11 protein-coding genes and 1 pseudogene are annotated in these 13,405 nt (G+C 32.7%); 6 read left to right on the top strand and 6 right to left on the bottom strand.

Features of this window, described 5'->3' with window-relative positions; genetic code table 11:
* Positions 1-50: 50 nt before the first annotated feature.
* A complete protein-coding gene (locus HMPREF2658_RS12650) occupies positions 51-626 on the bottom strand; it encodes a helix-hairpin-helix domain-containing protein (protein ID WP_000174585.1) in 576 nt (191 codons plus the stop codon).
* A gap of 224 nt (positions 627-850) precedes the next feature.
* Between HMPREF2658_RS12650 and rarD the strand changes: the two genes are divergently transcribed.
* Entirely contained in the window at positions 851-1,759 is a 909-nt protein-coding gene (gene rarD / locus HMPREF2658_RS12645) for an EamA family transporter RarD (RefSeq protein ID WP_001083805.1), read from the top strand.
* 410 nt (positions 1,760-2,169) lie between these two features.
* Here rarD and HMPREF2658_RS12640 read toward each other — a convergent pair whose 3' ends face one another.
* A complete protein-coding gene (locus HMPREF2658_RS12640) occupies positions 2,170-3,588 on the bottom strand; it encodes an anion permease (protein WP_000432357.1) in 1,419 nt (472 codons plus the stop codon).
* Between the two features lie 377 nt (positions 3,589-3,965).
* On the opposite strand from HMPREF2658_RS12640, the gene HMPREF2658_RS12635 reads away from it, so the two are divergent.
* Entirely contained in the window at positions 3,966-6,395 is a 2,430-nt protein-coding gene (locus HMPREF2658_RS12635; RefSeq protein WP_070854447.1) for a Cna B-type domain-containing protein, read from the top strand.
* 167 nt (positions 6,396-6,562) lie between these two features.
* On the opposite strand, the gene bstA is transcribed toward HMPREF2658_RS12635, so the two are convergent.
* From bstA to HMPREF2658_RS12620, 3 genes are all read right to left on the bottom strand, one after another.
* Complete coding sequence (gene bstA / locus HMPREF2658_RS12630; RefSeq protein WP_070854446.1) at positions 6,563-7,021, bottom strand: bacillithiol transferase BstA; 459 nt, start codon at positions 7,019-7,021, stop codon at positions 6,563-6,565.
* A 102-nt stretch (positions 7,022-7,123) separates the two neighbouring features.
* Positions 7,124-7,762, bottom strand: a complete 639-nt coding sequence (gene pcp, locus HMPREF2658_RS12625) for a pyroglutamyl-peptidase I (RefSeq protein WP_000547820.1) — start codon at positions 7,760-7,762, stop codon at positions 7,124-7,126.
* A gap of 152 nt (positions 7,763-7,914) precedes the next feature.
* Positions 7,915-8,871: an oxygen-dependent tRNA uridine(34) hydroxylase TrhO gene (locus HMPREF2658_RS12620; RefSeq protein WP_001109298.1), complete on the bottom strand. Its 957-nt coding sequence runs from the start codon at positions 8,869-8,871 to the stop codon at positions 7,915-7,917.
* A 243-nt stretch (positions 8,872-9,114) separates the two neighbouring features.
* Between HMPREF2658_RS12620 and HMPREF2658_RS12615 the strand changes: the two genes are divergently transcribed.
* Positions 9,115-10,086, top strand: a complete 972-nt coding sequence (locus HMPREF2658_RS12615) for an SMP-30/gluconolactonase/LRE family protein (protein WP_000082551.1) — start codon at positions 9,115-9,117, stop codon at positions 10,084-10,086.
* Positions 10,087-10,229: 143 nt separating this feature from the next.
* Here HMPREF2658_RS12615 and HMPREF2658_RS12610 read toward each other — a convergent pair whose 3' ends face one another.
* Positions 10,230-10,745, bottom strand: a complete 516-nt coding sequence (locus HMPREF2658_RS12610; RefSeq protein WP_000181119.1) for a YceI family protein — start codon at positions 10,743-10,745, stop codon at positions 10,230-10,232.
* A gap of 187 nt (positions 10,746-10,932) precedes the next feature.
* Here HMPREF2658_RS12610 and HMPREF2658_RS14445 point away from each other — a divergent pair.
* From HMPREF2658_RS14445 to HMPREF2658_RS12600, 3 genes and pseudogenes are all read left to right on the top strand, one after another.
* Positions 10,933-11,040: pseudogene (locus tag HMPREF2658_RS14445) on the top strand (N-acetyltransferase); the annotation flags it as partial.
* A 117-nt stretch (positions 11,041-11,157) separates the two neighbouring features.
* Positions 11,158-12,282 (top strand): polysaccharide deacetylase family protein, encoded by a 1,125-nt coding sequence (locus HMPREF2658_RS12605; protein ID WP_000549213.1) that lies wholly within the window; start codon positions 11,158-11,160, stop codon positions 12,280-12,282.
* Positions 12,283-12,585: 303 nt separating this feature from the next.
* Positions 12,586-13,404 carry an ATP phosphoribosyltransferase regulatory subunit gene (locus HMPREF2658_RS12600; RefSeq protein ID WP_001065786.1) on the top strand — a complete coding sequence of 273 codons (819 nt, stop codon included), beginning with the start codon at positions 12,586-12,588 and terminating at the stop codon, positions 13,402-13,404.
* Position 13,405 lies beyond the last annotated feature (1 nt).

The raw sequence follows: 13,405 nt of genomic DNA, 5'->3' as shown, positions 1-13,405 counted from the left end.
TATACATGTAACCGAAAAAGAATTTTTTGCGATATATATAATTTGATACATTAACCAACAACAATGTAAGATGTCACTTTGCTTAACTTGGCATCCTTTTTATGATTTTCAAATTCAAAAAAATGAGCAAAATGAATCTCTTTACCAGTTTTTAATATTTCAATACCATGCATGGAACCTAAGCACCCATGTGTGATGCTGGAGTGGATATTGAGACTAGCAACCTGATTGTAATGATTAGATAGTTCTTGAATTAACATTTGAGGTCCGTATATGTCAAAGCGGTCAGGGACAGACCAAATAAATTCTGTTGTAACCAGTGAACGTAATAATTCAATATCTAATGCTGCTGTAGCAACTATAAAATCTATCATTTGTTGACGTTTAGGCGCATGATTGCATGACACATCTCCTGTTAATAAAAAAGGTAATGATGAATGAACTTCCGTTTTAAAATGTAGTTGGTGCTGAAATAAAGCTTGTTCCAATATTGATATAGCTTTAGGACCAACGCCATGCATCTCCATTAGAGATGACTTTGTATATTGTGATACATCTTCTAATGTGTATATACCTTGTGAATTTAATGCACGTGTTGCAGGCTTTCCAATTTTAGGTAAAGTCATTTGTATCCATCCTTTATGTTGTATGGTAGTCTTTCTGGCAATATACCCTGATTTGTACAGAATTATTTATAAAATTAATATTGTTTAGTGATTGGTGAATAAATGTGGGAAATATAAACAAAATGATATCTTTATCGAAATATTATTAGTAAAATCGTTATATTAGCTTAACTAAGTGAGCGTATGCAGTAAAATAAAAATTGGGAGAGTAAGGAGGTATGTAAGTGAATTCAGAATATAAAAAAGGTATATTTTTAGCACTCAGTGCATACATTCTGTGGGGAATACTACCTATATATTGGCAGTTCGTTGATGCAATAGGTGCATTTGAAATTTTAGCCTTTCGTATTATATTTTCAGTAATATTCATGATTTTCATACTCGCGGTTGGACAAAAACAACGCAATGCATTTCAACGAGATATGAATCAATTGTTAGCCAAGCCCATTCAATTACTAGCAATTGTCGTAGCGGGTTATGTTATCACATTAAATTGGGGTACATTTATTTGGGCTGTAACGAACGGTCACGTACTACAAACAAGTTTAGGTTATTATATAAATCCACTTGTTAGCATTTTGCTCGCACTTATCTTTTTAAAAGAAAGATTCAATAAATTTGAATGGCTAGCCATTTTATTCGCATTCATCGGTGTATTATATATGACGCTCAAGATTGGAGAATTCCCAATCGTCTCTATTATATTAGCGTTATCCTTTGGTACATACGGATTATTGAAAAAAGTAGTACATATTGATGCCATCAGCAGTATTACGATTGAATGTATTGTTACCGCACCTGCTGGACTAATATACGTTATTTATTTATGGCAGCAACATCAGATGTCATTTGGATTGAACATGTCATCATTTTGGTTGTTATTTTCTGGTGCTATTACGGCAATACCACTAATCCTATTCTCAGCCGGGGCAAAACGTATTCCACTTTCGCTAATAGGATTTATTCAATACGTTGGACCAACAATAATGTTTGTACTCGGCATATTTGTTTTCAAAGAGCCTTTTAGTATAGATCAATTAATTACGTTTATATTTATTTGGACAGGTATTGTGTTATATAGTCTTTCTCAATACATTAAATTGAAGAAACATCCGGTCGCAAAAACCCTATAAAATACGAGGAAAGATAATTATATGTATTTTCAATTTCCTTTGTGTCATGATAAGGTGAGACTGAGGTGTGTGTGCAGTAACAGTGACAGCCGTATAAATTTGAAACATTAAATATGAAATAAAGCACTTTCTTTGAATTCATAATTAAATGAATTTAAGCGAAAGTGTTTTTTGTTTGATGATTTATGATACATAAGTAATGTTAATCAATGAAGTGCGTTTATATAAAAATGTATTTTATGTGATGTTACGTAATGACTTAAATCTTTATACAAATTTTCAGTGAAGCACGCAATGATTTGAAGTATGAATGTATTTTAAAAAGGGAGTCTTGATTTAGCAAAGATTGATTTTAAATACAAATTAAAAAGCGCCCAAATCAATGAGATTCGAGCGCTAATTTAAATATTTTAAAATATACCAATTACTTTCATCCAAAGTGATCCTAAACCAATCCAGATAATAAAGTAGACGAAACCTAATATTAAGTTCATTGTCCACCAACGTTTTTGAGTCACGTAACCTGAAGAGAATAGAATCGGCGCTGGGCCACTACTATAGTGTGTTGTTGAAGCTAATAGGTTACCAAAGAAACCTAACATTAATGCACTGAATAATGGTGGTGCACCGGATGCGATGGCAACGCCTAGTAATGCTGCATACATCGCACTGATATGTGCTGTAGAACTTGCAAATAAGTAATGTGAATAGAAGTAGAACAATATTAAAATGACCAGTACTATAGGCCAGCTTAATCCACCAAGACTTGTAGCAATAGATTTACTTAACCAAGGAATAAATCCAAGCTTGTTCAATTGGTCGGCCATTAACACTAACACTGAGAACCATACTAATGTGTTCCAAGCACCTGTTTCGTTTAAAATGTCTTGCCATGTTAAGACGCCTGTTAATAATAACAATGCTAGCGCGATAAAGGCCGTTAAAGTAGCATCAATATGAATAAAACTACCAACAATCCATAGTGTTAATGCAACGACAAAAATACCAATCATAAATTTTTCAGCTAAAGCGATTTTACCCATAGTCGCTAATTCATTTTCAGCCCAACTTTTAGCATTAGGTGTTTCTTTAACAGTTGGTGGATAAATTTTATAAATGATAAAAGGTACAACAATTAAGGAAACAAGTCCAGGAACTAAAGCAGCTAGGAACCAATTCATCCATGTAATGTGAACATTAGATGTGCTAGATGCTAAATTTTGTGCAAGGGGGTTACCGGCCATTGCAGTTAAAAACATAGCCGCAGTAATTAAATTACCTTGGAATTCTGTGAAAACAAGAAATGCACCCATTTTGCGTGCTGATCCGTCTTTCGGTTTCGAACCAAATGATTCAGAAAGTGATTTGATAATTGGGAACATGATTCCACCAGCACGCGCAGTATTACTTGGTGTAGCAGGCGCTAGAATTAAATCTACACCGACGATAGAATATGCTAAGCCTAATGTTTTTTTACCAAATAATTTGACGAAATGAAGTGCGATACGTCTACCAAGCCCTGTTTTCACAAATCCTCTCGAAATGAAAAATGCCATAGCAATTAACCAAATGCTATTATTACCAAAACCAGCGACAGCCGTTTTCATGTCAACAATGCCAACGAGTACCATGATTGTAAATCCAATTATAGAGACAGCCCCAATTGGCATCGGTTGTGTAATACAAGCAATGATTGTCGCGACGAATATTGCGAACATATACCATGCTGTTGGATCCACAGCATCCGGTTTAAAAGGTGTAAGTGCCCAAATAAGGAGACCTACAACGATAGGGAGTATAAACTTACGATATTTAACCGTGTTTTCCATGTTAAAACGTCCTTCTTTCTATGTTTTATACATATTTCAATTTAAGAATAAAGCTAACTTCAAAAGATGTACAGTAATAATTAAATATAAGATTCAATTAACGAAATCATTAATATAATTATTTTTCGAGAAGCGGTGAAGAACTGGTATAGATGGTGTTTATTAAATTTAATAGATTTTGAAAATGAACTAATATACTAAGAAATTAATTGATACAAGTTAACTTCATGCACTTGTATTCGTTATACTGTATATATTTTGCATAATAAAATAATAATATGAATTTTTGATAAATTTCATTGAATAAGAACTAAATTAGTTTATAATTTATTATTAGTATCCTGTGGATATGACATAGAGTATAAGGAGGGGTTTTTATGAACAAAAATGTGTTGAAGTTTATGGTCTTTATAATGTTATTAAATATCATCACACCTTTATTTAATAAAAATGAAGCATTTGCAGCACGAGATATTTCATCAACGAATGTTACAGATTTAACTGTATCAACGTCTAAGATAGAAGATGGTGGTAAAACGACAGTAAAAATGACGTTCGACGATAAAAATGGAAAAATACAAAATGGTGACACGATTAAAGTGGCATGGCCGACAAGCGGTACAGTAAAGATAGAGGGTTATAGTAAAACAGTACCATTAACTGTTAAAGGTGAACAGGTGGGTCAAGCAGTTATTACACCAGACGGTGCAACAATTACATTCAATGATAAAGTAGAAAAATTAAGTGATGTTTCGGGATTTGCAGAATTTGAAGTACAAGGAAGAAATTTAACGCAAACAAATACTTCAGATGACAAAGTAGCTACGATAACATCTGGGAATAAATCAACGAATGTTACGGTTCATAAAAGTGAAGCGGGAACAAGTAGTGTTTTCTATTATAAAACGGGAGATATGCTGCCAGAAGATACGACACATGTACGATGGTTTTTAAATATTAATAATGAAAAAAGATATGTATCGAAAGATATTACTATAAAGGATCAGATTCAAGGTGGACAGCAGTTAGATTTAAGCACATTAAACATTAATGTGACAGGTACACATAGCAATTATTATAGTGGACAAAGTGCAATTACTGATTTTGAAAAAGCCTTTCCAGGTTCTAAGATAACTGTTGATAATACGAAGAACACAATTGATGTAACAATTCCACAAGGCTATGGGTCATATAATAGTTTTTCAATTAACTACAAAACCAAAATTACGAATGAACAGCAAAAAGAGTTTGTTAATAATTCACAAGCTTGGTATCAAGAGCATGGTAAGGAAGAAGTGAACGGGAAATCATTTAATCATACTGTGCACAATATTAATGCTAATGCCGGTATTGAAGGTACTGTAAAAAGTGAATTAAAAGTTTTAAAACAGGATAAAGATACCAAGGCTCCTATAGCTAATGTAAAATTTAAACTTTCTAAAAAAGATGGATCAGTTGTAAAGGACAATCAAAAAGAAATTGAGATTATAACAGATGCAAACGGTATTGCTAATATTAAAGCGTTGCCTAGTGGAGACTATATTTTAAAAGAAATAGAGGCGCCAGCACCGTATACATTTGATAAGGATAAAGAATATCCGTTTACTATGAAAGATACAGATAATCAGGGATATTTTACGACTATTGAAAATGCAAAAGCGATAGAAAAAACAAAAGATGTTTCTGCTCAAAAGGTTTGGGAAGGCACTCAAAAAGTGAAACCAACGATTTATTTCAAGTTGTACAAACAAGATGACAATCAAAATACAACACCAGTAGACAAAGCAGAGATTAAAAAATTAGAAGATGGAACGACAAAAGTGACATGGTCTAATCTTCCGGAAAATGACAAAAATGGCAAGGCTATTAAATATTTAGTTAAAGAAGTAAATGCTCAAGGTGAAGATACAACACCAGAAGGATATACTAAAAAAGAAAATGGTTTAGTGGTTACTAATACTGAAAAACCAATCGAAACAACATCAATTAGCGGTGAAAAAGTATGGGACGACAAAGACAATCAAGATGGTAAGAGACCAGAAAAAGTCAGTGTAAATTTATTGGCTAACGGAGAGAAAGTAAAAACGTTAGACGTGACATCTGAAACAAACTGGAAGTACGAATTTAAAGACTTACCGAAGTATGATGAAGGAAAGAAAATAGAATATACAGTGACCGAAGATCACGTAAAAGACTACACAACAGACATCAACGGTACGACAATAACGAACAAGTATACACCAGGAGAGACATCGGCAACAGTAACAAAAAATTGGGATGACAATAATAACCAAGACGGAAAACGACCAACTGAAATCAAAGTTGAGCTATATCAAGATGGAAAAGCAACAGGAAAAACGGCAATATTAAATGAATCTAATAACTGGACACATACGTGGACAGGATTAGATGAAAAAGCAAAAGGACAACAAGTAAAATACACAGTCGATGAATTAACAAAAGTTAATGGCTATACAACGCATGTGGATAACAATGATATGGGTAACTTGATTGTGACAAATAAATATACGCCAGAAAAACCGAATAAACCAATCTATCCTGAAAAACCAAAAGACAAAACACCACCAACTAAACCTGATCATTCTAATAAAGTTAAACCAACTCCCCCAGATAAGCCATCAAAAGTGGATAAGGATGATCAACCTAAAGATAATAAAACCAAACCTGAAAATCCTCTAAAAGAATTACCAAAAACTGGTATGAAGATTATAACTTCATGGATTACATGGGTATTTATAGGTATATTGGGACTGTATTTAATTTTAAGAAAAAGATTTAACTCATAAACCATTATAATTATTTTTATAGATAAGGCTATTCTTAGTTCTATGTATAATACATGATATTAATAGGTCACTTTTAATCTGTATGTAAGCAGACTAAGAGTGGCCTTTTAAACAAATAAAAAAAACCGTTAACGTGTTGTTAACGGTTAATAAGCACATATTTATTTTTAATTTTTTAATATACGAGACATTTCTTCAATTTTACCAGCATGAAGTGGGATGTGAATGGCATTTAATATTAATAACTCTTCTAAGTTATTACAACCGACAATTGGTTGTTTCAATTCAATTGCTAAATCATCTTCAGTTAGTTTTCGGGCACGTTCAGGTAATGTTTGGAGACCTTCTAAAATCCTTTCAATACTCGGTACTTCATCCTTCCATTCATCTGGAGACGAACCATTTCCGAATAAAGGTCTATATATATTTAAATCAATATTCTCTTTACCAGCAACAGCTAAGGCCGATTCAAAAATTGTTAATACATGCCCAAATTGCCAATGAATGGTATTAGAAAAAGGCTTATGATAATCATCAAGTACCTTTTCAACTTTCCAAGTATCATACACATTTACTAAATATCCTAAACCCATATCAATGACATCAAATACCGTTTTTGTAGTCATTATTAATTCCTCCCCCATAAATAAAACATACTTCCGTAAGTATTACCCTATTAACAAAGTTGTTAGTCATTTAAGGAATGTATTTTGTTAGTGCATTTATAACTATTCCGTTGTGCCTAGAGCTATACGTAAATCATCGTGATCAGAAATAGCTTCAATGGCTGCAGTCAAACCTGCAACTATCTGTTCTAATGGCATAGATGGTGTATCGGATTTACCAACGACTTGCTCTGGTATATATGGCACATGAATAAATCCGAATCGAAGGTGAGGGTAATGCTTATCTTGTAAATAACCTAAGTGATAAAGTACGTGATTACATACGAACGTACCTGCACTATTTGAAAGTGCTCCAGGAAGTCCTTGGTTAATAACACTTTGAGTCATTGCTTTAACTGGTAAATTTGAAAAATAAGCTGGCGCACCGTCTAAATGAATGGCTTGATCAATAGGTTGAAAATCATCATTATCTGGAATACGTGCATCATCAATATTAATGGCGACACGTTCTGGGGTAATGGCATTTCTACCACCAGCTTGTCCTATAGCTAGTACAACATCATAATGATTAGATGCCAACGTTTTATTTATAATAGTATCTACTTTCTTAAAAGAGGTTGGTAGTTTTAATTTATCGATTGTATGTGTGCCAATAATATTTTCTAGTTGAGTCACAGCTTCCCAAGAAGGATTAATATCTTGATTGTCAAAAGGCGCGAACCCTGTTACTAAAATGTGCATTTTAAGACACCCCGCAGTATTAAAATTTAATTTAGTATAACATGCGCATAATTAAAAACATATCAGGTTATGCATGCGCATAAAAAAACAGCCTTGAAAAACCTTTATAAATCGGATTTTCAAAGCGTGTTTTGAAAGGTATTTAATTAATACTAAGCATGTTGATGTAAATCATCAAAGTTTGTTAAACGTTGTTGCCACTCATTATCACTAATATTATTTGCTTGAACATAACGATTACGCTCATGTTTAGCACAATCATAAGAGCATGCACCTAAATATTTAGCTTCGTTTTCTTCAGAAACTAATATTTGTTTATTACATTCTGGGTTAGCGCAATTAATATAACGTTCACATGGTTTGCCATCAAACCAATCCTTACCAATAATCGTTTTTTCAACTTGGTTGATATCAACACTGATACGATCATCAAATACATACATTTTACCGTCCCAATATTGACCTTTTGTTTCAGGGTCTTTACCATATGTAGCTATACCGCCATGAAGCTGCGCTACATCTTCGAAACCTTCTTTTAATAGCCAGCCAGAAAATTTTTCACATCGAATACCACCAGTACAGTACGTAACCACTTTTTTATCTGCAAATAACGCTTTATTCTCTTTAATCCAGTCAGGCAAATCTCTAAAGCGCGTGATATTTGGACGAATTGCACCTCGGAAATGACCTAAATCAAATTCATAATCATTACGTGCATCAATAATGACTGTGTCATCATCTTCAAGAGCTTTTCTAAATTCTACAGGTGATAAATATTGACCAGTTGTATGTCTTGGATCGATGTCTTCTTCTAAATCTAAAGCAACAATCTCTTTTCGAGGACGTACATGCATTTTCTTAAAAGCATGTCCTTCAGCTTCATCAATTTTAAACACCATATCTTTGAATCGTTCATCGGCATGCATATGTGCCATATATTGTTCGGTTTCTTCTTTTGTACCAGATAATGTGCCGTTAATACCTTCTGTAGAAACAAGAATTCTACCTTTTAAATTGTGTGCTTTACAAAACGCTAAGTGATCCTGAGCAAACTGTTCAGGGTTATCAATTGTCGTATATTTATAATATAAAAGAACTTGATAGTTCATAGGTTAATCTCCTTCTAAAAACATGTTATAAGCATGTTAATTTTTAAAATAAAGCGTCAATACGCATATTTGTCTACGTCCATCATTTTAACAGAGTTGTATTGTCATTCAATATTTCTAGCTTGAAATCAGCCACTAGACCGATAAAATAGATAAATGAAAACGTTATCATTTGATTTGATAGTTCCCTTGTTTAAAATAAAAATGATAGTTAAAACGAATGAAATGAAAGGAATGATCATGATGTCACAACAAGATTTACCTACATTATTTTATAGCGGGAAGTCTAATAGTGCTGTTCCAATTATATCTGAAAGTGAATTACAAACAATTACAGCTGAACCATGGCTTGAAATTTCCAAAAAAGGATTGCAATTAGAAGGATTGAACTTTGATCGACATGGCCAACTATACTTATTAGATGTGTTTGAAGGGAATATTTTTAAAGTAAATCCAGAAACTAAAGAAATTAAGCGACCTTTTGTAAGCCATAAAGCAAATCCGGCAGCAATTAAAATACATAAAGACGGTCGATTATTTATTTGTTATTTAGGAGATTTTAAATCTACAGGTGGTATTTTTGCAGCGACAGAAAATGGTGACAACATACAAGATATCATTGAAGATCTATCAACAGAATATTGTATTGATGACATGGTATTTGATTCTAAAGGTGGGTTTTATTTTACAGATTTTAGAGGATACTCTACCAACCCGCTAGGAGGCGTTTATTATGTTACGCCAGACTTTAAAACAGTAACACCTATTATTCAAAATATCAGTGTAGCTAATGGTATTGCTTTAAGTACTGATGAAAAAGTACTATGGGTAACTGAAACGACCGCAAATAGATTACATCGTATTGCGCTTGAAGATGATGGTGTGACGATACAACCATTTGGGGCAACAATTCCGTACTATTTTACGGGGCATGAAGGTCCAGACTCTTGTTGTATTGATAGTGATGATAATTTATATGTGGCTATGTATGGTCAAGGTCGAGTATTAGTATTTAATAAAAGAGGTTATCCAATAGGACAAATATTGATACCAGGTCGTGAAGAAGGTCATATGTTACGTTCTACACATCCACAATTTATACCTGGTACAAATCAACTCATTATTTGTTCCAATGATATTGAAATGGGCGGAGGATCTGTGCTTTATACAGTTAATGGCTTTGCAAAAGGTCATCAAAGTTTTCAGTTTCAATAAGACCTACCTGAATGAAAGGCGTCTAAATTTAAGTTTAAATCTTAGCGATTTTTAATTAGAAGTAAAAAAATGCCAACTATATCTAGGGATGATATAGTTGGCATTTCGTATATATTAAAATCAATGAGGATTATGAGATGAGGTTATTCTGAGATTGAGAATTCAGCTGATGCTTCGAATTTAACATCTTTACCTAGCATTACTCCACCAGTTTCAAGTGTTTGGTTAAAGTTAATGCCATATTTTTCTCTGTTGATTATACCAGTAACAATAATACCTGTTACTTGAGAACCATCCATAGGATTTTTACTTACGCCGTTAAACTCAACGTCGAATGTTTCTTCGTTAGTGATACCTTTAATTGTTAAATCACCAACAACTTTGCTTTCTGTAATTGATTTTGTTTCAAATGTAATTTTATCAAATTCGTCAGTACCAAAGAAATCACCAGATTTTAAGTGGTTATCACGTGCTTCGTTTTTAGTGTTAATTGAGCTTGGAATAATTGTTGCAGTAGCTTTTAAAGTGCTGAAGTCATTAATATCTCCTTCAACAGCGACATCAAATTGATCGAATGAACCTTTCACTTTAGAAACCATTAAATGTTTAATTTGGAACTCTAAACTACTGTGTGCACCATCAAAAGTAAAGTTTGTCATAATATAAAACCTCCATATTTTTATCTCTTAGATATATTTTTTATACTTGATATACATACAATACCACCTATAAAACAAAGATGCAAGCATTTTATTTCGAATTCGAATGTTTTTTATGATGCATATAAAAGACATATCTATAAAACACCACACTATTGTTATACCCTAGTCAATTAATTCAAACATAAATAAGTGTAACCAACGTTCAATAAATTTAGCAGAAAGGCTTAATTTCAAGCGAGACGAAGCTATGGACGACATTATCAATCAAGGAGATATTGTGTTTTATAAATAGAATACTATGACATTATCTAAAAAATAAAATTAAAATCCCAACAGTTTCTTAAAAAGTTATGAGCCACATAATAAAAATGTTATAATTGTGCATAATAAAACATAGGGAGAATGTTTAATGCATAAAAAATATTTATTGCTATTTTTTCTGTTATTATCAGTTGCATTGTTATATAGCTGTTCTAAACATAATGAGAAAGCTCAAAATAAATCTGTTAATCCAAATGAGTATGCAAAGCATAAGTCGAAAGTAGATGAACATTGGGAGACTTATCATGGCGAAGTTTATCATGTGTTTTATCATCCTTTAATTACAGACCCAAAAGTTGCGTTTACAGGAGATACACACCAAGCTAAGGGCAACAATGATTGGATGATTACTGTAAGTGAATTTAAAAAATCATTGAACGCATTATATAAAAATAATTACATCATCGTTAATCCGCATGATGTATACGACTTATCATCTCATCATGTAAAAGCCAAAAAAATAAAATTGCCGAAAGGTAAAAAGCCTTTAATCATCTCGATTGATGATATGAATTACTATAGTTATATGAGACACCATGGTTATGCTGACCGCTTAGTTCTTGATAAAAATAAGCATGTTGTATCTGAAACGACAGATTCCAAAGGTCATACTACTTATTCTGATGACAATGATATCGTGCCAATTTTAAATAAATTTGTAAAAGAGCATCCAGATTTTTCTTTAAATGGTGAAAAAGGTGTTGTTGCTTTAACCGGTTATGAGGGCGTATTAGGTTATCGGACGAATGAATTAACGAGTAAAGATTATACAAAGAATAAAAAAGCAGCTGAAGAAGTTGTTCGTGCAATGAAACGAGATGGATGGTCATTTGCGAGTCATTCATATGGTCACATTAATTTTGAAAAAACATCTTTAGAAGGTATTCAACGTGATACTAAAAGATGGAAAGATGAAGTTGAACCAATTGTAGGTAAAACAGATATGTTTGTATTTCCACACGGTGCACAAGATAGGCATACATCAGCGTATGATTATTTGGTCGATAAAGCAGGCTTTAAATTTATTGCAGGTGTTGGTCCAAATAATTTTACAGACATATCAGCAACGAACGTTTACCAAGATAGGGTTGCGATTGATGGTCTAAACTTATTTGAATTTAAATATAAACTCAAACCGTTTTTTAATCCTGAAAATGTATATAGTAAACAAGATAGACAATTCTTTAAAGGTAATCGGGATTATGAAGAATAGTTAAATTTAATAAAAAGATAGAAAGAAAATAACTTTACATAATAAGGCAAGGACAATATGTGCAAGAAGTACAACTTCAATATAAAAATCTTGGTTAAGCATTTTTATAGGCACAAATGTCTTGCCTTTTTCTTTTGAAAAAATTTAAAACCAATACACCGAATTTTCTGAAAAAGGTTGTAATGTATTGCTAAAAATGATAAGTTATTAATCATATTACACTTTAGTGTGGTAGAGAAGTAAAGCAAATAACGAAAACAGCAAATGATTTTAAATACAGTATTGAAAGTAAAGGGTGGTCGAGTGAATAATTCAAAACAATTAATTGCGTTAAAAGAAGCGGAAACAGCATTTTTAAAATATTTTAATAAAGCGGATTATGAGTTAGTTGATTTTAGTGTGGTTGAAAAGTTGGACTGGAAACAATTGAACCATGAGGATTTGCAGCAGATGGGTGAGCGAAATTTTTGGCAACATGAGCATCAAATTTATGCACTTCGAAATGATTTTACAGATCAATTATTGCGTTATTACTCAATGTATCCAACTGCAGCAACAAAAGTGGCATACACAGGTTTAATCATTCGGAATAATGAAGCGGCTGTACAAGTTGGTTTGGAAAACTATGCACCATCATTAGCGAATGTACAACAGAGCTTAAAGCTATTTATTCAGTTTATTCAACAGCAGTTAAGAGACAACGTGCATTTTGTTGTATTGGGACATTATCAATTGCTTGATGCCTTACTCGATAAATCGTTACAAACACCAGACATACTATCAATGATTGAGGAACGTAATTTATCGGGATTGGTTACATATTTGTCGACTGAACATCCAATCGTGCAAATCTTGAAAGAGAATACGCAACAACAATTAAATGTATTGGAGCACTATATTCCAAATGACCATCCAGCACTCGTTGAATTAAAAATATGGGAACGTTGGTTACATACACAAGGTTACAAAGACATCCATTTAGATATTACTGCGCAGCCACCTAGATCCTATTACACAGGTTTATTTATTCAATGTCATTTTGCTGAAAATGAATCTCGAGTTTTAACAGGTGGTTATTACAAAGGAAGCATCGAAGGGTTTGGGTTAGGTTTAACACTTTAAG

Origin of the sequence: Staphylococcus sp. HMSC062H10, assembly GCF_001836945.1 — a bacterium.
GTDB classification, from domain to species: Bacteria; Bacillota; Bacilli; order Staphylococcales; family Staphylococcaceae; genus Staphylococcus; species Staphylococcus aureus.
The sequence above is the reverse complement of the archived record's forward strand: the minus strand, read 5'-3'. Positions and strand labels throughout refer to the sequence as shown.